Raw genomic sequence first — 18,616 nt, forward strand, 5'->3', positions numbered from 1 at the left:
TGCTGGCCGCGGCGGCCGCGCGCGGTATGGAGGTGGACGAGCTCGCCCGGCGGACCGCACAGCGCCGCGCGGACGCCGACGCCTTCACCGCGGCCTACGGCCGCTACTGCTGGCCGGTGGACGGTCTGCGGGGCCTGCGCCTCGCGCCGTTCCAGATCCTGGCGGCCGAAGGCGCCAATCTCGCCGTGCGCGACCATGATTGGCATTTGGAGCGGCTGGATCGACTGGTCGCGGCCGATCCGGAACTGTTCACCGCGACGCGCCGGATGACCGTGACGCTGTCGGATCCGGACGCCGAGGCCGCGGCGACGGCCTGGTGGACCGAGCTGACCGCGGCGGGCGGTGAGGGCATGGTCGTCAAACCGCTGGCCGCGCTGGTCACGGCCGAGGGTTCGCGCAGACTCGTGCAGCCGGGCGTGAAATGCCGTGGTCCGGAATATCTTCGGATCATCTACGGTCCGGAGTATCTGCACCCCGCCAATCTGGCGCGACTGCGGGTGCGGGGGCTGGGCCGCAAACGCTCACTGGCCCTGCGGGAATACGCGCTCGGCCTGGAAGCGCTGGATCGCTTCGTCACCGGCGAACCGCTGTGGCGGGTGCACGAGGCCGTCTTCGCGGTGCTGGCCATGGAATCCGAGCCGGTCGATCCGCGACTGTAATCAGTCCGCGCCCCGGGGCAGCACGACGGTGAAGGTGGCGCCGTGGCCGAGTTCGCTTGTCACGCCGACCGTTCCGCCGTGCGCCCGCACCAGCGACCGCACGATCGACAGTCCCAGCCCGGTGCCGCCGCTGGCCCGGGTGCGGGAGCTGTCGGTGCGGTAGAAGCGCTCGAAGACCCGGCCCGCGGCCTCCCGCGACAGGCCCGGCCCGGTATCGGCCACATCGATGCGCACCTGCTCGGCGGCCGGGGTGAGCCGCACGGTGATCGGCGTACCGGGCGGGGTGTGAGAGATCGCGTTGCCGACGAGATTCATCAGCACCTGACGCAGCCGGTCGGCATCACCGCGCACCTCCAAAGTGCCGACGCCCGGGGCGATGTCGAGGGCGATGGGGTGGGCCTGCTCGGCCATCGCGCGGGCGCTGTGCACCACCTCACCGGCCAGCGACAGCAGGTCCACCGGCGCCTGCTGCAGCGGTCGCTGGGCGTCGAGGCGGGCGAGCATGAGCAGATCCTCCACCAGCACACCCATCCGGGCGGCCTCGGCCTCGATCCGCTCGAGCACCTGCCGCGGATCCCGGCTCGCCCCTTGCCGATACAGCTCGGCGAAGCCGCGGATCGTCGTGAGCGGGGTGCGCAGTTCATGACTGGCGTCGGCGACGAAGCGGCGCATATTGGCCTCCGACTGCCGCGCCGCCTCCTCCGACGCCTCGGTCGCGGCGACGCCGTGCTGGATTCGGGTCAGCATGGCGTTGACCGAGCGGGCCAGATGGTCGACCTCGGTCTCCACCCCGCGCATCGGAACCCGCCGATGCAGATCCCCGGCGGCGATGGCCGCCGCCGTCTCCTCCACCTGCCGTAGCGGGCGCAGGCTGCGGCGCACCACGAAATAGCCCGCGACGGCCAGCAGTAGCAGCGCGGCAGAGCCGGTGACGATTTCGAAGAGGGTCAGGCGCGCGACGGTATCGCGATTATCGGTCAGCGGCAGCGCGATAACCGTGGAACCGTAGTCGTTGGCCACCGTCAGCACCCGCCAGCGCGTGGATCCGCCGTCGATCGAATCGACCGTGGCCGGACCCGGGCCGTCGAGTTCGGACAGATCGGGCGCGGATTTCTCCTTGCTCTCCAGATAGATCTCACCGTCGGGCAGGCTGCGCAATTCGTAGAACCGGTGCGGTTGTTCGCCGCCCAACGGGACAGCCTGCGGCGGCGTGGGCATATCGGCGGGCGCCAGGCGCGGACCGGACGGGGTGTCGATCCGCTTCATCGGACGCGGCCTGGCCCAGTCGTGCGCGGCGTCGGCGAGCTGTTCGTCGGTGCGGGCGGTGAGCGATTTCGACAGCGCCGAGGTCACCGCGAAACCCGATGCGGCCAGCACGATTCCGACCAGGACGACCATGGCCAGCACCAGACCGACGCGCAACGGGATGGCCGCCACCCGCCGCCCGATACCGGCCCGGGCCGCCGCACTGATCATCTGTCCATTTGTAGCGCCGGGCGCTGGGAGCGCACTGCGCGACCGCTGGGTGTTTCCTGAATTCTCAGTCCGCCGACAGCGCCGCGACCAGGCGATCGATCAGTGGCCGCTGGCCCGCGGACAGTTTCGCCCGCGCCGTCTCGGGATCGAACCACTCGGCCCGATCGATCTCCGGGAACTGCTGCAGCCGCCCCGAACGCGGCGGCCACTCCATCTCGAAGGTTCCCGGTACCACTCGCGCGGTGTCGAGATCGCCCTCCACCGCCCACACCACGACCTGTTTGCGTCCGCTGCTGTAGCGCACCTCGCCCAGCGGCACCCACTCCCCCGCGGGCACCGGCAATCCGAGCTCCTCGGTGAACTCCCGCGCCGCGGCCGCCCGGGGCTGTTCCTCGTCGGGTTCGTACTCCCCCTTGGGAATCGACCACGCCCCATCGTCCTTGCGCGCCCACAGCGGACCGCCCATATGACCGAGCAGCACCTCGATCTCGGGCCGGCGCCGATAGACCAGAACCCCAGCGCTGTATCTCATGCGAGCAGTCTGCCCGACCCGGCTCACGGGATCTGCGCGGTGATCTCCGAGGAGTCGTCGTCGCCGGTGTCGGTCGACGACACGGTGGTGCTGGTGATGTCGGCGATGATTCCCAGGATCAGGAACACCACCAGCAGGACCCGTCCCGCGGTCGACACCAGCAGCGGACGGGTCGGCGAGGCGAGCGCCTGCCCCGGCATCGGCGCGGTATCACCGAAGAGGCCCCACGGATAGGCCGGGGTCAGCATGTACACATACGAGGTCGTGCGCAAATGAATCCGCAGCCCCGCGCTCGACGCCTCGAACAGCGCCCGCGGCTGCCGCCCGAGAATCAGCGTCACCAACCAGACGATCACCGCCGCGGCCGACCACCCCGCGTACAGCAGATTGGTCACCAGCAGCATCGGCAACGCCAGCAGCAACCGGAAGAACACGGCCAGCCGATTCAGCCGCGTCGGAGCCGGAAACCACACCCGCACCGGATATTCCGCGGGCGCGGTATCGAAGGTGAACGGCGGATACCGATCCACCACCAGCAACACATACGCCACCACCCGCGCCTCATAGGCCACGATGCTGCGCAACAGTTCCCCGCACCAATCCGGCAACCGCCCCGTCACCAAGGCCGCGAACCACCCAACGATCACCACCACGGTCGCGACGATCTGCAACAACCACACGGCGATCAGCTGCGGAATCGCCAGCAGCAACCGCAAGAACACCGTCCACCGCCGCTGCGGCTCGGGCGCGAAAATATCCACTTCCACCGGGTCGGGCGACTCGGCCACATACAACGGTTCCGACGGTGCTGTCATAGCTGCCCACGCTAGGCAATCGATCAGCAAATCCGACCGACCCACGCCGAGGCGGATCGGGAAGGAATTTCGAGTCGGGGTGACAGGATTTGAACCTGCGACCCTCCGCTCCCAAAGCGGATGCGCTACCAAGCTGCGCTACACCCCGATACCCCGGAGGGGTCAGAGCGGGCGACGGGAATCGAACCCGCACCATCAGCTTGGAAGGCTGAGGTTCTACCATTGAACTACGCCCGCAGGCATACGACACCGATGGGATCGCCATGATGTCGTCTGCGGATCAGACTGTACCGAATCCCGCTTCCGAAACGCCAATCGGGCTGGACCCGGCGGTGCCATCGGCGCGTCGAGGGCGACACGCGAACACGCCAGTGGGCGACACACCGGAACTGGTGTAACACCACTGGTAGGCAAGCGATCTCATTGCCGATCGCCATTCGCGAGACATCGGAACAGGTTGCAAAACATCGATTTCCGGTGTCGGGTGGCTTGCTAGGATCCTTTTTGCCGGACGGGGGTATCTGGAAAGGGGGCGGTGAGCGTGCGCCGATGGTGTACAGGACCGCATAGCAGTGAGCACGATCCGGAGGGTGTGACCGGCAAAGGCGCCGGTTTCGACGACGTCTGCGCGGGGTGAGCGCAGATGCCCGCCGAACTCGACGCACAAACCGCCGCGGCCAAGGCCGCGACCACACGGGACTGGGTACGCGCCGTCTACACCGGCAGCGGCCTGACCGTCCCGCCCGAACACCTCGAGCGGGTGTTCGCCGTCATCATCGATGAATTGCTGGATCTGGCCGGATCCGAACCGTTTCCGTTGCAGGCCGCCCGCGCGATCGGCCATCGCCTGGCCGAGACGCCGTTCGACCGCACCCGCATGCTCGCCCCGGCCACCCGGGCACTGCTGGGATTCGCACCGGGCGAACCGGGTTCGCTGGTGGCGACCCGCTGGCCGTTCGTGGCCAGCCAGGCCATCGACGCCTACGCCGAGGCGCTGCAGCAGCGGGCCCTGGCCCAGCAGCACCGCAGCATGTCCGAGGCCGTCTCGGTGCGCGTGCAGGAGATCGCGGCCCTGCAGAACCGGCTACGCCACGAGGCCACCCACGACGCGCTGACCGATCTGGCCAACCGCTCGCTGCTACAGGAACGAGTGCGGCTGATGGCCACCGACCGCTCGCGCGGGGTCGGGCTGCTGCTGATCGATCTGGACGACTTCAAGCAGATCAACGACGGCTTCGGTCATGCCGTCGGCGACGAGGTGCTGGTCGAGATCTCGCGTCGGCTGCGCGCGGCCTGCCCGGACGAAACGGTCGTATGCCGTTACGGCGGTGACGAATTCGTGCTCGCCCTGCCCGCCGGGCGCAACACCCTGGGCGAGGTGGCTCGGCGCGTGCTCGCGGCGCTGCACGATCCGGTGCGCACCGCGGCCGGTCCGGTGCCGGTCTCGGCCAGTGTGGGCACGGCGTTCTGTCCGGCCGAGCGCACCTGCGACTTCTCCGATCTGCTGCGCAATGCCGACCGCGCGATGTATTCGGCCAAGACGGCGGGTAAGCGTCGCTTCGCGCTGTCGGAGATCGGCGGCGAACCGTGCTATGACGCCGCGGTGGCCGGATAAGTCGCAATCGTCCGGTTATCCGGCGACCGCGTACGCTTGTCGATGTGTCGCTTCTGCTGATCCTTCTGGTCGTCGTGCTGATCGTCTTCGTGGCGGTGGTCTTCGCCGGTAGGTCCTCGCGCAATCGCGAGGCCGCCCAGCTCGCCGACGCCAAGGCCGACGCGCGTCGGCTCATCGAACGGCTCGGCGGTCAGGTCTACAACCTGGCCGGTTCCGACGCCGCCTCCAAACAAGCCCTGGCCGACGCCGGTGAGCGGCTCAACGCCGCCGGCTCCCAGATCGAGCAGGCGACCACGGTCGCGCAGGCTCGCCTGGCCAAGGAGACCGCGGTCGAGGGGCTGTACTACATTCGCGCCGCCCGCACGGCCATGGGCCTGGATCCGGGCCCCGCGATCCCCGAGCTCGACGGCCAGAACGCCGCGGGCCGGGTCACCGAGGATCGGCGCATCGACTACGACGGTCGTACCATCGAGGCCTCCCCCGAGCCGTCCCCGCAAACCCCCAACTACTACCCCGGCGGCCGCGTCGCGGGCCGCCCGGTTCCGGCCGGCTGGTACTCCGAACCCTGGTGGAAGACAGCACTGGTCGCGGGCGCCTGGGGCGTCGGCTCGGTCCTGCTGTTCGACGCCCTCTTCAGCGGCATGTCCGGTGTCGCCTACGGCGCCACCGGATTCGAAAGCGGCTACGGCGACGGCTATGACGCCGGCTTCGAGGCCGGACAGGATTCGCTACAGGGCGCCTACGACTCCGGCGACTTCGGCGGCGACCAGGGCGGCTTCGACAGCGGCAGCGGCGATTTCGGCGGCGGCTTCGACGGCGGCGGGTTCGATGGTGGTTTCGACGGCGGCGGCGGGTTCGACGGCGGATTCTGACCACCTGCGCTGACACGCCTCCGCCCGATAGACTGGGCACGGTCTAGTCTGTCCAGACTTCGGCGGAGGATCAGGTCAACAAGAAGAACTGGCAGGTCCAGGAGGCCAAGCAACGGTTCAGTGAGTTGATCACCCGCAACATCAAAGATGTCGCTCACTGCGGCATCGCCGTTCTCAATCCATTCGATCCGAATCAACTCGGCTGACAGGCCGGACACCAGAACAGGTTTCGGCCCTCGAGCACCGTGTGGAGCACCGTCGAGCCGCATACCCGGCAGGGTTCGCCGACGCGGCGGTAGACATACGTGCGGGGGCGGTCGGTCGCGTAGGAGGGTGCGCCGTGGTCGTGTTCCGGACGGACCACGTGCATCTTTCCCCGGCGGACGCCGATGCGCATCAGCTCGACAAGGTCGGTCCACAGGGCGTCCCATTCGGTGCGGGACAGGGACTTTCCCGTTCGCTGCGGTGAGATGCCGTGGCGGAACAGCAGTTCCGCGCGGTACACATTGCCCACCCCGGCCACCACCGACTGATCCATCAGCAACGCGCCGATCGAACGACCGGACCGGCTGATTCGCTGCCAGGCGCGGTCGGGATCGGCGTCGCGGCGCAATGGATCCGGGCCCAGCCGCGCGGTGAGCGCCTCCACCTCGGGCTCGCGCAGCACCTCGCACGCGGTCGGCCCGCGCAGGTCGGTTCCGTACACCGCCGCGTCCGCGCGCCCGGACCCGATCATGCGCATCCGCACCTGGCCGACCGGATCACCCAGCGGCGCAGGCGATTCGGTGAAGGCACCGTACAGCCCGAGATGTACGTGCACGATCAGCCCGGAGTCGTACCGGTGCAACAGATGTTTCCCCCACGCCTCGGCCCCGACCAGCACCCGCCCGTCCACCAGCGCCGCCCCCTCGGCGAACCGCCCCTGCGGACTGGACACCCGCACAACGCCCCCGGCGAAGCGCTCGGTGTGCAACTTCGCCAGCCGATGCAGCGTGTGACCTTCGGGCACGGACCCTCCCTCGTACGAAACAGCCGCACTCCCCGGAAGGAAGTGCGGCTGCGGTGTTTTCGTCAGTTCGGCAGGGCGGGGGCCTCGCCGGTGCGCTCGTACTCCGCGATGATGTCGATCCGGCGCTGGTGGCGCGCCTCCTCCGACCACGGGGTGGCGATGAAGGCGTCGATGATGGCCAGCGCCTCCTCCACCGAATGCATGCGGCCGCCGATGCCCATCAGCTGCGCGTTGTTGTGCTGACGGGCCAGCTGGGCGGTCTCCACGCTCCAGGCCAGCGCGCAGCGCGCGCCGGGAACCTTGTTGGCCGCGATCTGCTCGCCGTTGCCGCTGCCGCCGAACACGATGCCCAGGCTGCCCTCGTCGGCCACGACGCGACGGGCGGCATCGATGCAGAATGCCGGGTAGTCGTCGACGGCGTCGTATTCGTGGGCTCCGCAGTCGACAACCTCGTGACCCGCCTGCTTCAGGTGGTCCTTGACGTGGTTCTTCAGTTCGAATCCGGCATGATCGGCACCCAGGTATACGCGCATGGCACCAGATTGTGTCAGGCGGGTATCGAACGGTTCGCTTCGGGATGACACCCCGTAGCGATCATTAGAGTTTCACCCATGCAGTCCGACGATCAGTGGGCCAACCCCGCGGCGCAATCGGGGCCGACCGGCTGGAATCCCGTGACCGGAATGACCGGTTGGGATCCGCGGGTCGGGCCGCCCGGCTGGGCCCCACAGACCCAGTACACCCCGCCGCCGATTCCACCGCACCACAATGGCCGCGGCCTCGGCTTCGACGGGATGCCCGCCCGGCACAGCTGGGAGATCCCGCTGCTGGTGATCGTGATCGCGGCGACCGTACTGGCCTACGGGTTCTGCATCCTGCTGCTGATCGGCGGCTATTTCGATCAGTACGTGGTGCTGCTGATCCTGGCCCCGCTGCTGCTGTGGTTCGGCCGCGGCGTGAACTATTCGATGCAGCGGGTCAACTCCGTGAGGATGTCGCCCACCCAGTTCCCCGAGGGCTACCGGATGGTGGTCGAGGCGGCGGGCCGCTTCGGAATGGCCACGGTGCCCGACGCCTACGTCCTCACCGGCAACGGCCAGATCAACGCCTTCGCCTCCGGTCACGGCTTCCGTCGCTACGTGGTCGTCTACAGCGATCTGTTCGAAATCGGCGGCGCCGCACGCGATCCCGACGCGCTGGCCTTCATCATCGGTCACGAGGTCGGCCATATCGCCGCCGGGCACGTGTCCTACTGGCGTCAGCTGGGCATGTTTCTCGTCCCGTTCCTGCCGTTGCTCGGCGATGCGCTGATCCGCGCGCAGGAGTACACCGCCGACAATCACGGCTACTGCCATCGTCACGTCGGCGCGCCCGGCGCAATGCGGACGCTGGCCGCGGGCAAATACCTCAACTCGCTGGTCGACTTCGATCAGATGGCCGATCGCGCGGCCCAGGAGAAGGGTCTGTTCGTCTGGGTGGTCAACGCGATCTCCAGCCATCCGGTGCTGACCTGGCGAATGTGGGCACTGCGCGATCGCACCCGGCACGGCCGCCTGTTCCTGCGCCCGAATCCGCCACCGCCGCAGGCGTATCAGGGCTATCCGCCCTCGGGCTATCCGGGCTATCCGCCCCCGGGGCAGTACGGAGAGATCCCCGGACTGCCCCCGAACCGGCCGCAATAGCGGTCAGTCGAACTGCGGATCCTCGGTGCGGGTCCGCTTGAGTTCGAAGAAGTGCGGATAGGAGGCCAGGGCGACCGCGCCGTCCCACACCTTGCCCGCCTCCTCACCGCGCGGAATGCGCGAGAGCACCGGGCCGAAGAAGGCGACGTCGTTGATGTGGATGGTCGGGGTGCCGACATCCTTGCCGACCTTGTCCATCCCGGCGTGATGGCTCTTGCGCAGCGCCTCGTCGTAGTCGGCGCTCTCGGCCGCCTTCGCCAGTTCGGCGGGCAGGCCGACCTCGGCGAGCGCGTCGGCGATCACCGCGGTCAGCGTCGCGGCGCGGTCCTCGCGCTCGTATTCGGCGCGGCGGTTGTGGATACGGGTACCCATCGCCGTGTAGAGCGGGGCCAGCACCTTGTCGCCGTGCTCCTGCGCGGCGGCGATCGCCACGCGCACCGGACCCCAGCCGACCTTCAGCAGTTCCAGATACTGCTCGGGCAGGCCCTCGCGATCCTCGTTGAGCACCGACAGACTCATCACGTGGAAGTGGGTCTCGATATCGCGCACCTTCTCCACCTCCAGAATCCAGCGAGAGGTGATCCAGCACCACGGACACAGCGGGTCGAACCAGAAGTCCACGCGATCCTTGCTGCCGGTCTTGTTGTCGCTCACGTCGACGTCCTTCCGAGTGGGTCGGGCCCCTATTGGCATGGGCCACCGTCATCTGTGGTCAACGACGAAATCTTCCCGATATTTCCGAGCCCGCCCAGCGCGGTAAGTAGGGTCGGAGAGGACCCGGTTGCCGTCGCACGGAGGTTCACCATGACAACAGATTCCAGGTTCGTCGTCGTCGGGGGCGGTCTCGCCGCCGCCAAGCTGGCCGAGGCGCTGCGCGACAACGATTTCGGTGGAGCGCTCACGGTGATCAGCGCCGAGGAACATCTGCCCTACGAGCGACCTCCGCTGTCGAAGGAACATCTGCTCGGTAAGAAGGCCCTACCGGAATTCACCGTCGATCCCGCGCAGTGGTACCGCGATCACAATGTCGACCTGCGCCTGGGCACCACGGTCACCGCGATCGATCGCGCCTCGAAAACCGTTGCGCTGCCGGACGGCTCGACGGTGTCCTACGACAAACTCGCCCTGGCCACCGGTTCGCGGCCGCGTCGGCTGCCGCTGCCCGGCGCCGATGCCGAGGGCGTGTACGAATTGCGCACCATCGAGGATTCCGACGCGCTCATCGCACTGTTCGACTCGATCCGACACGTGGCGATCATCGGCGCGGGCTGGATCGGCCTCGAGGTCGCCGCGGCCGCACGCACCGCGGGTGTGGAGGTCACCACGTTGGAGACCGAACCTGTGCCGCTGCATGCCGCGCTGGGCGCGGAGATGGGCGAGGTCTTCGCCGAACTGCATCGCTCCCACGGCGTCGACCTGCGCTGCGGGGTCAAGGCCGCCGAGATCGTCACCGCCGACGGCCGCGCCACGGGCGTGAAACTCGACGACGACACCGTGATCGAGGCGGACGCGGTCCTGATCGCGGTGGGCGCGCGCCCCAACGTCGAACTGGCCGCCGACGCGGGCCTGGATGTCGACGGCGGTGTGCTGGTCGACGAGAGTCTGGCCACCGTCGATCCCGATATCGTCGCCGTCGGCGATATCGCCGCCCAGCAGCATCCGGTGCTCGGCCGTCGAATCCGGGTGGAGCACTGGGCCAATGCGCTCAATCAGCCCGCGGTCGCGGCGCGCACGATGCTGGGCAAACCGGCCACCTACGATCGGCTGCCGTACTTCTTCACCGATCAGTACGACCTGGGTATGGAGTACACCGGCTACGTCGCCCCCGACCAGGACGCGACGGTGGTGGTGCGCGGTGATCTCGGCAAGCGCGAATTCCTGGCGTTCTGGTTGGATTCGGGTAACCGGGTGCTGGCAGGGATGAACGTCAATATCTGGGACGCGGGCGATCGGATCAAGGAGTTGATCGCCTCGAAACAACCGGTCGACCCGAAGCGGCTGGCCGACACCGCCGAAACCCTGTGAGCCCATGAAGTACATGCTGTTGAAGACCTACGGTTCCCCCGCCTTCTGCGATACCCCGATCGAGGAGTGGACGCCGGAGGAGATCCGCGCACATCACGAATTCCAGCGAGCCCTCGGTGCGGAGCTGCGCAGATCCGGTGAACTCGTCGATGCCCAGGGCCTGGCCTTTCCCGATCAGGCCCGCATCGTCAGCTCCGACGGCCGCTCGGCCCCGGTGGTGACCGACGGGCCGTTCCCGGAATCCAAGGAGTTCCTGGCGGGCTACTGGATCGTGGACGTCGACAGCCCCGAACGAGCGGTGGAGATCGCCGCCCGCGCCTCGGCCGGTCCTGGGCCGGGCGGTGAACCGATCGGTGAGTACATCGAGATCCGGCGGATCATGAGCGTGCCGACGCCAGATCTGTGAGCGAGAATTTCTCCGCCGCAACCGATTCCAGCGCGGACGACGACCTCGCGGACGACCGCCGACCAGGACGGACCCCGACCGCCCGCCAGCCGCGGGCCGACCAGGATATGCGCGACCGGGCTCCAGGCACGACGACCGCGCACGAAATCGGCCTGCTGCTGCGGGAATTGACGCCCGCCGCATTGGGTGTGCTGGCACGGCGATACGGCGATTTCGACACCGTCGAGGACGCCGTGCAGGAGGCGGCGCTGGCCGCGGCGACCCAGTGGCCGGTCGAAGGGCTGCCGGACAGCCCGCGCGCGTGGCTCATCCAGGTGGCCCAGCGGCGCTACGTCGACGCGGTGCGCTCGGAGATCGCGCGGCGCGGCCGCGAGGACGAGGGCGTCGCCTGCGAGGTGGTCCCGCCCGGTGATGCCGCCCGCGACCACGACGACACCCTGACGCTGTTTCTGCTGTGCTGTCACCCCGTGCTCTCGCCCGCCAGCGCGATCGCCCTGACACTGCGCGCGGTCGGCGGCCTGACCACCGAGGAGATCGCGCGCGCGTTCCTCGTCCCGGAAACCACCATGGCGCAGCGCATTTCCCGCGCCAAGAAGCGACTCTCGACGGTACAACGCCCGTTCGCCGAGCTCACCGCGACCGAGGAGCGCCTGACCGCGCTGCTGCACGTCCTCTACGTCATGTTCTCCGAGGGGCACACCGCCACCACCGGCGATCGGCTCTACCGTACCGATCTGTCCGCCGAGGCGATCCGCCTGACCCGCCTCGTGCACCGGCTGCTGCCCCGGGATCCGGAGGTGACCGCGCTGCTGGCTCTGATGCTGCTGACCGACGCCCGCCGCGCGGCCCGCACCGGACCGGCCGGCGAACTGATCCCGCTGGCCGAACAGGACCGCACCCGCTGGGATCGCGCCCGCGGCGTCGAGGGCCTGCGGCTGGCGACCGAGGCCATCGTCCATGGCCTGGACGGCCCGTATCGCATCCAGGCGGCGATCGCGGCGGTGCACGCCGAGGCCCGCACCGCCGAGGACACCGACTGGGAGCGAATCCTGTTGCTGTACACCATATTCGAACGCCGCTCGCCGAATCCAATGGTGACGCTCAACCGCGCGATCGCCACGGCCATGGTGCACGGTCCCGAGGCGGGCCTGGCGCTGCTGGCCACCCTCGACGATCGACTCGACGACAACCACCGCCTCGACGCCGTCCGCGGCCACCTGCACGAGATGGCGGGCGACCGCGCCGCGGCGATCGGCTGCTACACGGCCGCGGCCCGGCGCACGACCAGCACCCCCGAACGCGACTACCTCACCCTGCGCGCCGCTCGCCTGCGAGCCGAGCACTGATTCGCGCTAGACCCAGCTCTTACCGGTGATGAGCTCGTAGGCCTCCATATACTTCTGCCGGGTCGCGGCCACGACATCGGCAGGGATCTCCGGGCCCGGGGGCTCCTTGTCCCAGCCGGTGGAGGTCGACCAGTCGCGGACGAACTGCTTGTCGAACGAGCTCTGCGCGCGGCCGGGCTCCCAGTCCGCGGCGGGCCAGTAGCGGGAGGAGTCGCTGGTGAGCACCTCGTCGCCCAGGACGATCTCCCCCGCGTCCCAGCCGAATTCGACCTTGGTGTCGGCGATGATCACCCCACGCTCGACCGCGTAGGCCGCACCGCGCGAATAGATCTCGAGGGTGAGCGCGCGCAGCCGCTCGGCGACCTCGCGGCCCTCCTGGGCGACCACATCGTCGAAGGTGATCGCCTCGTCGTGCCCCTCGGACGCCTTGGTGGTCGGGGTGAAGATCGGCTCCGGCAGCTTGTCGCCCTCGCGCAGGCCCGGCGGCAGCGCGATGCCCGACACCGAACCGGTGCGCTGATACTCCTTCAGGCCCGAGCCCGACAGGTAACCGCGCGCGATGCATTCGACCTGGATCATCTTCAGCGGCTTGACGCGTACCGCGCGCCCGGCGAATTCGGCGGGCACATCCGTGGTGGACAGCACATGGTTGGGCACATCGGTGAAGTAGTCGAACCACCAGTTCGACAGCTGGGTCAGCAGCGCGCCCTTGTCCGGAATCGGCGTCGGCAGCACCACGTCGTAGACCGAGACCCGATCGGAGGCGACCAGAATCAGCGAATCACCATCCTCGTACAGGTCACGAACCTTGCCCGCGTGGATGTGCCTCAACTGTCCTCCTCGATATCCGGCGCCGACGCTCCAGCCTACCGACGAGCAGTTCGGGGGTTGTGCGTGGCATTGTGGGATTCGCGCGTCCCGAAAACCATCAGCGAAGGAGCCTCCTTGTCCGCACCGAATCTCACCCGCGAGCAGGCCGTCGCCCGGGCCGCGACCGTCCGGGTGGAGAACTACCGCGTCGAACTCGATCTCACCGAGCAGTCCGCGGGCGCGGACGGCTTCTTCTCGCGGTCGATCGCCACCTTCACCGCCACCCCCGACTCGGAGACCTTCGTCGATATCGTCGCCGCCCGAGTGCGTTCGGCGGTGCTCAACGGCTCGGCGCTGGATGTGAGCGACTACGACGAGTCACGCGGGCTGCGTCTGACCGGTCTGGCCGAGCGCAACGAACTCGTGGTCGAGGCCGACTGCGTCTACTCCCACACCGGCGAGGGTCTGCACCGGTTCGTCGATCCGACCGACGACAAGGTGTATCTGTACTCGCAGTTCGAGACCGCCGACGCCAAGCGGATGTTCGCCTGTTTCGATCAGCCCGACCTGAAGGCCACCTACGACGTGATCGTCACCGCGCCGCAGGATTGGGAGGTCATCTCCAACGAGGCCTGTATCCAGACCCGCCCGCTGGGCGCGGTCACCGAGCACACCTTCGCCACCACGCCGCGGATGAGCACCTATCTGGTGGCGCTGATCGCCGGACCGTACGCGAAGTGGACCGACACCTATTCCGATGAGCACGGCGATATTCCGCTGGGTATCTACTGCCGCGCGTCGCTGGGTGAGCATATGGACGCCGAGCGGTTGTTCACCGAGACCAAGCAGGGGTTCGGGTTCTATCACCGCAACTTCGGCGTGCCGTATGCCTTCGGCAAATACGATCAGCTGTTCGTGCCCGAATTCAACGCGGGCGCGATGGAGAACGCCGGTGCGGTCACCTTCCTCGAGGATTACGTGTTCCGCTCCAAGGTGACTCGCGCCTCCTACGAGCGCCGCTGTGAAACAGTGCTGCACGAGATGGCGCATATGTGGTTCGGCGATCTGGTGACCATGAAGTGGTGGGACGATCTGTGGCTGAACGAGTCGTTCGCCACCTTCGCCTCGGTGCTGTGCCAGACCCAGGCCACCGAATACACCAGCGCCTGGACCACTTTCGCCAATCTCGAGAAGTCCTGGGCGTACCGGCAGGATCAGCTGCCCTCCACCCATCCGATCGCCGCCGACATCCCGGATATGGCGGCCGTCGAGGTCAACTTCGACGGCATCACCTACGCCAAGGGCGCCTCGGTGCTCAAGCAGCTGGTGGCCTATGTGGGTCTCGAACCGTTCCTGGCGGGCCTGCGCGCCTACTTCGCCGAACACGCCTACGGCAACGCCACCTTCGACGATCTGGTGGGCGCGCTGGAGAAGGCCTCCGGCCGTGACCTTTCCACCTGGGGCGCGCAGTGGCTCAAGACGACCGGCCTGAACATCCTGCGCCCCGATTTCGAGGTGGTCGACGGGAAGTTCACCCGCTTCACCGTCGTACAGGAGGGCGCGGCGCCCGGCGCCGGTGAGCAGCGGGTGCATCGCCTGGCCATCGGCGTCTACGACGAGCAGAACGGAAAGCTGGTGCGCACCAAGCGCGTCGAGCTGGATCTGGACGCGGTCGAGCGCACCGATGTGGCCGAGCTGGTCGGCGTCGAGCGCGGCAAGCTGGTGCTGATCAACGACGACGATCTGACCTACTGCTCGGTGCGGCTGGATCCGCAATCGCTGGAGACCGTGGTGTCGCGCATCGCCGATATCGCCGAATCGCTGCCGCGCACGCTGTGCTGGTCGGCCGCGTGGGAGATGACCCGCCAGGCCGAGATGCGGGCTCGCGATTTCGTCGCCCTGGTACAGCGCGGCGTCGGCTCGGAATCGGAAATCGGTGTGGTGCAGCGACTGCTGATGCAGGCGCAGACGGCCCTGGCCTCCTATGCGGATCCGACCTGGGCCGCCGAATCCGGCTGGCCGCAATTCGCCGACCACCTGCTGGAACTGGCCCGCGCGGCCGAGCCCGGCTCGGATCATCAACTGGCCTTCGTCAATTCGCTGACCGGCGCACGCCTGTCCCCCGCCCATATCGAGGCCCTGCGCACGCTGCTCGACGCCGACCCCGCGACCGTCGGCCTGCCCGGCCTGCTGGTCGACACCGATCTGCGCTGGCGCATCGTGGTGGCCCTGGCCGCCGCCGGGGCGATCGACGCCGACGGCCTCGAAACCCCCTTCATCGACGCCGAATTGGACCGCGACCCCACCGCCGCGGGCCGCCGCCAGGCCGCCGCGGCCGCCGCCTCCCGCCCCCAGCCCGAGGTCAAGGCCCAGGCCTGGAACACGGTCATGAACGACGATTCGGTCCCCAACATCACCGCCAGAGCCATCGTCGGCGCCTTCGCCCCCGTAGGCCAATCCCCCCTGCTCACCTCCTACGTCGACCGCTACTTCACCGAAATCCCCTCGGTCTGGGACCGCCGCTCCAGCGAGGTCGCCCAAACCGTCGTGGTGGGCCTCTACCCCCACTGGTCCATCACCGAGGAATCCGTAGCCAAGGCCGACAAATTCCTCTCCGCCGAACACCCCCGGCCCTGCGCCGCCTGGTCGCCGAGGGCAAGGCAGGCATCGAACGCTCCTTGCGCGCAAGGTCTTTCGACGCCAGCTGACCGGCCATTCGAACCCACCCCGGGCTCGCGCCCGGGGTGGGTTCGACACCCGAGCTCCGCACCCACCTGCGCGCCATCCTCGACCGCCTGACCAGGGCCTACCGCGCCGCTGCCGTGAGCAGATCTGCTGTGGGCAGCGGAACGCGCTATTCACCGCATCCCTCGGGCACGCTCGAATCATGGCTCAGGACAACAACAATCCGATGTTCGGTTGGCGTGCGAGGGAGCAGTTGCTGGCCCGGCGGATCGTGGTGCTCGACGGGGCGCTCGACGATGACAACGGGACGCTGCTCATGACCCAGATCCTTACCCTGGCCGCGGAGAATCCGCTGGCGGGGATCTCGTTGTGGATTCATTCGCCGGGTGGGTCGGTGCCAGCGATGCTGGCTATCCGGGACACGATTCGGCTGGTGCCGTGTGAGGTCTCGACGCTGGTGCTCGGGATCGCCTACAGCGCGGGGCAGTTCCTGCTCTCCTCGGGGACCAAGGGACAGCGGCTGGCGATGCCGCACGCGCGGGTGCTCATGCATCAGGGGTCGGCGGGGATCGGCGGCAGTGCGGGCGAGGTCGAGATCCAGGCCGACGATCTTCGGCACACGATCAAAACCGTGCTCGGTTGCATCGCCGAGGACACCGGCCAGCCCTATGAGCGGGTCTGGGAGGACTCGCTGCACGACCGCTACTTCACCGCGCAGGAGGCGCTCGAGTACGGGTTCATCGATCGGATCGTCGAATCGTTCGATCAGGTCATTCCGCACAAGCAGAAGGTGGGAATCTCGTGACCAGCTACACCATTCCCAATGTGATCGCCCAGCATCCGCGCGGCGAGCGCATCATGGACGTCTATTCGCATCTGCTGGCCGGGCGCATCGTCTATCTGGGCACACCGATCGATGCCGGGGTCGCCAACGCGCTCATCGCGCAACTGCTGCATCTGGACGCCGACAGTCCGGGACAGGAGATCAGCCTCTACATCAACTGCGAGGGCGGCAACGATCTGTCGGCGATGCTGGCGATCTACGACACCATTCAGCATCTGCACGGTCCGGTGGCGACCATCTGTGTGGGCCAGGCCATCGGAGTGGGCGGGGTGCTGCTCGCGGCGGGTACGGAAGGCTATCGAGGGGTCCTGCCGCATGCCCGCGTCGTGTTGCATCAACCGGCCGCCCGTGGCCAGGGAACCATCCCCGATCTCATCCTGCAGGCCGACGAATTGGTCCGTATGCGCGCCGAGATCGAGAACATCCTCGCCCACCACACCGGCCAGACCGTGGAGACGCTGCGCCACGACACCGACCGTGACCGCGTGTTCACCGCGCAGTCCGCGATCGACTACGGCCTGGCGGACAAGATCCTCGGGCCGCGGTGAATCAGGCCGCGAGCGCCAGCAGCGTCGGCGTCGTGGTGCGCCCTACGGTGGTGCGCTGCGGCGTCGCGCTGTGCTGCGGGGCCACCGGCCGCAGCAGCGCGGCGCGGCGACGGCGGCGCAGATCGTCGGCGACCTGTTCGGTCAGCCCGCCCAGCGAGGTGCCCAGCGCCCCGGCCAGGGCGGCGATCATCTCGCTCGACGGCTCCTTGCGGCCGCGTTCGATCTCGGAGAGATACTGGGGCGAAACACCCGCGCGCCCAGCGGTTTCCACGAGGGTTTCGCGCTGCTGCTGACGCAGTGTGCGCAGGCGGCTGCCGAGTACCTCGCGCCAGAGCGGTTCGCGTTCCCGCTCGTCTTCGCGTCCGCCCGGGATGGAATGCAGTCTCGGATGCTCGGCCATGCTCCGAGCCTAAGCTCGGGACCCGCTACCGCACCCACTCATTACGCTCAGGGCGTACAAAGACCGCACCCCTTCCGTTGCGCCCCACTCGCTGCGAACAGGTCGAAGCGGGTGCGTGGGAACGGAAGGGGTGCGGAATTCGAAATCAGCTGGGTCGCCCGATGGCCGCGGCCATCACGCGCACGGCGGAGACGAGTCCGTCGATGAGCTCGCCCTGACGCAGCGAGGCGAGCGCCGCGGTGACGCCGAGCTGGCAGACGCGATCGTTGACCCGATCGGCGACGTCGCGCCCGGAGCGCACCTCCACGGCGTGATCGTTCGGGGAGACCGCGATGAGCACCGAACGGGCCGCCTCGGGAGTCGACGGGAACAGCGCATCGACGCCGGCGGCCGGATCCGCGCCGAGGTCACCGATGTAGATGTTGAACCGCACCTTGGTGCCGCGGGTGGCGTCGGTGAGCGCGTTGTCCATCAGCAGCCGTTCGTTGTCGTTGAACGGCGCCTCCTTGAACACGTCACCGGCCTCGTGCACACCGGACACGCGACCACTGGTGGTCACGGCCCATCCGTGCGGCAGGTCGGCCTCGACCACCGCGGGCCACTTAGAACTTGCCACTTGCCCGGCCTCCGATCAGGTCCGCCCGCGCGGATTCGATTGCGGCATGGTCGCCATGCGAGGACTCTGCGTGATGGTGACCCGAACCGGTCACCTCGTCGGTCGCACTCCACAGCACCGGGTCCGCGGTCCACGTGTCGGGAAGGCTGTAGTGGACCGGCTTCTCGCCGGGCAGCGGCTTGCCGAGAAACGACAATCCGGCGATCACCGCGTAGATCACCAGCGGGATGCCGACAAAGATCAGCACTGTCTCGAGAATGCTCACGATCCAACGGT

Annotated in this window: 18 protein-coding genes, 2 tRNA genes and 2 pseudogenes; 10 read left to right on the forward strand and 12 right to left on the reverse strand. The window is 68.2% G+C overall.

Annotated elements, in window-relative coordinates; translation table 11 throughout:
* Nucleotides 1-659, forward strand: a pseudogene (locus NP4_RS17530) (polynucleotide kinase-phosphatase); the annotation flags it as partial.
* Here the strand turns inward: NP4_RS17530 and NP4_RS17535 are convergent.
* The 5 genes from NP4_RS17535 to NP4_RS17555 all read right to left on the reverse strand — a co-directional run bounded on the left by NP4_RS17535 (nt 660) and on the right by NP4_RS17555 (nt 3,719).
* Nucleotides 660-2,135, reverse strand: a complete 1,476-nt coding sequence (locus NP4_RS17535) for a sensor histidine kinase (RefSeq protein WP_169813757.1) — start codon at nt 2,133-2,135, stop codon at nt 660-662.
* A 64-nt stretch (nt 2,136-2,199) separates the two neighbouring features.
* The gene (locus tag NP4_RS17540; protein ID WP_067999028.1) at nt 2,200-2,667 is read right to left on the reverse strand and encodes an NUDIX hydrolase; all 468 of its coding nucleotides are present in this window, start codon (nt 2,665-2,667) and stop codon (nt 2,200-2,202) included.
* Between the two features lie 23 nt (nt 2,668-2,690).
* Complete coding sequence (locus NP4_RS17545) at nt 2,691-3,482, reverse strand: DUF4389 domain-containing protein (RefSeq protein ID WP_067999030.1); 792 nt, start codon at nt 3,480-3,482, stop codon at nt 2,691-2,693.
* 74 nt (nt 3,483-3,556) lie between these two features.
* Nucleotides 3,557-3,630 (reverse strand) — tRNA-Pro (locus tag NP4_RS17550).
* Nucleotides 3,631-3,648: 18 nt separating this feature from the next.
* Nucleotides 3,649-3,719 (reverse strand) — tRNA-Gly (locus NP4_RS17555).
* A gap of 406 nt (nt 3,720-4,125) precedes the next feature.
* Here NP4_RS17555 and NP4_RS17560 point away from each other — a divergent pair.
* Nucleotides 4,126-5,097 (forward strand): GGDEF domain-containing protein, encoded by a 972-nt coding sequence (locus tag NP4_RS17560; RefSeq protein ID WP_067999031.1) that lies wholly within the window; start codon nt 4,126-4,128, stop codon nt 5,095-5,097.
* Nucleotides 5,098-5,141: 44 nt separating this feature from the next.
* The gene (locus tag NP4_RS17565; protein WP_067999033.1) at nt 5,142-5,969 is read left to right on the forward strand and encodes a hypothetical protein; all 828 of its coding nucleotides are present in this window, start codon (nt 5,142-5,144) and stop codon (nt 5,967-5,969) included.
* A 193-nt stretch (nt 5,970-6,162) separates the two neighbouring features.
* Here NP4_RS17565 and NP4_RS17570 read toward each other — a convergent pair whose 3' ends face one another.
* Together NP4_RS17570 and NP4_RS17575 are read right to left on the reverse strand one after the other, a co-directional pair.
* The gene (locus NP4_RS17570; RefSeq protein WP_067999035.1) at nt 6,163-6,978 is read right to left on the reverse strand and encodes an Fpg/Nei family DNA glycosylase; all 816 of its coding nucleotides are present in this window, start codon (nt 6,976-6,978) and stop codon (nt 6,163-6,165) included.
* A gap of 62 nt (nt 6,979-7,040) precedes the next feature.
* On the reverse strand, nt 7,041-7,511 hold the full coding sequence (locus NP4_RS17575; protein ID WP_067999037.1) for a ribose-5-phosphate isomerase: 471 nt from the start codon (nt 7,509-7,511) through the stop codon (nt 7,041-7,043).
* 150 nt (nt 7,512-7,661) lie between these two features.
* Here NP4_RS17575 and NP4_RS17580 point away from each other — a divergent pair, with 150 nt between their 5' ends.
* Entirely contained in the window at nt 7,662-8,660 is a 999-nt protein-coding gene (locus NP4_RS17580) for a M48 family metallopeptidase (protein ID WP_082875987.1), read from the forward strand.
* Between the two features lie 3 nt (nt 8,661-8,663).
* On the opposite strand, the gene NP4_RS17585 is transcribed toward NP4_RS17580, so the two are convergent.
* On the reverse strand, nt 8,664-9,353 hold the full coding sequence (locus NP4_RS17585; RefSeq protein WP_082875959.1) for a mycothiol-dependent nitroreductase Rv2466c family protein: 690 nt from the start codon (nt 9,351-9,353) through the stop codon (nt 8,664-8,666).
* Nucleotides 9,354-9,464: 111 nt separating this feature from the next.
* Between NP4_RS17585 and NP4_RS17590 the strand changes: the two genes are divergently transcribed.
* From NP4_RS17590 to NP4_RS17600, 3 genes are all read left to right on the forward strand, one after another.
* Complete coding sequence (locus NP4_RS17590) at nt 9,465-10,685, forward strand: NAD(P)/FAD-dependent oxidoreductase (RefSeq protein ID WP_067999042.1); 1,221 nt, start codon at nt 9,465-9,467, stop codon at nt 10,683-10,685.
* 4 nt (nt 10,686-10,689) lie between these two features.
* Nucleotides 10,690-11,091, forward strand: a complete 402-nt coding sequence (locus NP4_RS17595; RefSeq protein WP_067999044.1) for a YciI family protein — start codon at nt 10,690-10,692, stop codon at nt 11,089-11,091.
* Between the two features lie 107 nt (nt 11,092-11,198).
* Complete coding sequence (locus NP4_RS17600) at nt 11,199-12,437, forward strand: RNA polymerase sigma factor (RefSeq protein WP_067999393.1); 1,239 nt, start codon at nt 11,199-11,201, stop codon at nt 12,435-12,437.
* Nucleotides 12,438-12,443: 6 nt separating this feature from the next.
* Here the strand turns inward: NP4_RS17600 and NP4_RS17605 are convergent, their stop codons facing one another.
* Nucleotides 12,444-13,268, reverse strand: coding sequence for a phosphoribosylaminoimidazolesuccinocarboxamide synthase (locus NP4_RS17605; RefSeq protein ID WP_067999046.1), 825 nt, complete (start codon nt 13,266-13,268; stop codon nt 12,444-12,446).
* Between the two features lie 114 nt (nt 13,269-13,382).
* On the opposite strand from NP4_RS17605, the pseudogene pepN reads away from it, so the two are divergent.
* The 3 genes and pseudogenes from pepN to NP4_RS17620 all read left to right on the forward strand — a co-directional run bounded on the left by pepN (nt 13,383) and on the right by NP4_RS17620 (nt 17,324).
* Nucleotides 13,383-15,955 (forward strand): annotated as a pseudogene (gene pepN, locus NP4_RS17610) (aminopeptidase N).
* 179 nt (nt 15,956-16,134) lie between these two features.
* Complete coding sequence (locus NP4_RS17615) at nt 16,135-16,737, forward strand: ClpP family protease (protein WP_067999048.1); 603 nt, start codon at nt 16,135-16,137, stop codon at nt 16,735-16,737.
* Nucleotides 16,734-17,324 carry a ClpP family protease gene (locus NP4_RS17620; RefSeq protein ID WP_067999050.1) on the forward strand — a complete coding sequence of 197 codons (591 nt, stop codon included), beginning with the start codon at nt 16,734-16,736 and terminating at the stop codon, nt 17,322-17,324. Before NP4_RS17615 ends, NP4_RS17620 begins: the two co-directional genes overlap by 4 nt.
* Before the next feature lies 1 nt (nt 17,325).
* Here NP4_RS17620 and NP4_RS17625 read toward each other — a convergent pair whose 3' ends face one another.
* The 3 genes from NP4_RS17625 to ctaJ all read right to left on the reverse strand — a co-directional run bounded on the left by NP4_RS17625 (nt 17,326) and on the right by ctaJ (nt 18,605).
* The gene (locus NP4_RS17625; protein WP_067999052.1) at nt 17,326-17,724 is read right to left on the reverse strand and encodes a helix-turn-helix domain-containing protein; all 399 of its coding nucleotides are present in this window, start codon (nt 17,722-17,724) and stop codon (nt 17,326-17,328) included.
* A gap of 145 nt (nt 17,725-17,869) precedes the next feature.
* Nucleotides 17,870-18,340 carry a DUF5130 domain-containing protein gene (locus NP4_RS17630; protein WP_067999054.1) on the reverse strand — a complete coding sequence of 157 codons (471 nt, stop codon included), beginning with the start codon at nt 18,338-18,340 and terminating at the stop codon, nt 17,870-17,872.
* Nucleotides 18,327-18,605, reverse strand: coding sequence for an aa3-type cytochrome oxidase subunit CtaJ (gene ctaJ, locus NP4_RS17635; RefSeq protein ID WP_067999055.1), 279 nt, complete (start codon nt 18,603-18,605; stop codon nt 18,327-18,329). The genes NP4_RS17630 and ctaJ overlap by 14 nt, the downstream gene beginning before the upstream one ends.
* Nucleotides 18,606-18,616: the final 11 nt, after the last annotated feature.

Source organism: Nocardia pseudobrasiliensis NBRC 108224 (genome assembly GCF_001613105.1).
GTDB lineage: Bacteria > Actinomycetota > Actinomycetes > Mycobacteriales > Mycobacteriaceae > Nocardia > Nocardia pseudobrasiliensis.

Excerpts from the sequence above, each read along its gene's own strand:
- NP4_RS17535 (WP_169813757.1), bottom strand. The coding sequence starts at position 2,135 with ATGATCAGTGCGGCGGCCCGGGCCGGTATCGGGCGGCGGGTGGCGGCC.
- NP4_RS17540 (WP_067999028.1), bottom strand. The coding sequence starts at position 2,667 with ATGAGATACAGCGCTGGGGTTCTGGTCTATCGGCGCCGGCCCGAGATC.
- NP4_RS17545 (WP_067999030.1), bottom strand. The coding sequence starts at position 3,482 with ATGACAGCACCGTCGGAACCGTTGTATGTGGCCGAGTCGCCCGACCCG.
- NP4_RS17560 (WP_067999031.1), top strand. The coding sequence starts at position 4,126 with ATGCCCGCCGAACTCGACGCACAAACCGCCGCGGCCAAGGCCGCGACC.
- NP4_RS17575 (WP_067999037.1), bottom strand. The coding sequence starts at position 7,511 with ATGCGCGTATACCTGGGTGCCGATCATGCCGGATTCGAACTGAAGAAC.
- NP4_RS17580 (WP_082875987.1), top strand. The coding sequence starts at position 7,662 with ATGACCGGTTGGGATCCGCGGGTCGGGCCGCCCGGCTGGGCCCCACAG.
- NP4_RS17585 (WP_082875959.1), bottom strand. The coding sequence starts at position 9,353 with ATGCCAATAGGGGCCCGACCCACTCGGAAGGACGTCGACGTGAGCGAC.
- NP4_RS17590 (WP_067999042.1), top strand. The coding sequence starts at position 9,465 with ATGACAACAGATTCCAGGTTCGTCGTCGTCGGGGGCGGTCTCGCCGCC.
- NP4_RS17595 (WP_067999044.1), top strand. The coding sequence starts at position 10,690 with ATGAAGTACATGCTGTTGAAGACCTACGGTTCCCCCGCCTTCTGCGAT.
- NP4_RS17600 (WP_067999393.1), top strand. The coding sequence starts at position 11,199 with ATGCGCGACCGGGCTCCAGGCACGACGACCGCGCACGAAATCGGCCTG.
- NP4_RS17615 (WP_067999048.1), top strand. The coding sequence starts at position 16,135 with ATGGCTCAGGACAACAACAATCCGATGTTCGGTTGGCGTGCGAGGGAG.
- NP4_RS17625 (WP_067999052.1), bottom strand. The coding sequence starts at position 17,724 with ATGGCCGAGCATCCGAGACTGCATTCCATCCCGGGCGGACGCGAAGAC.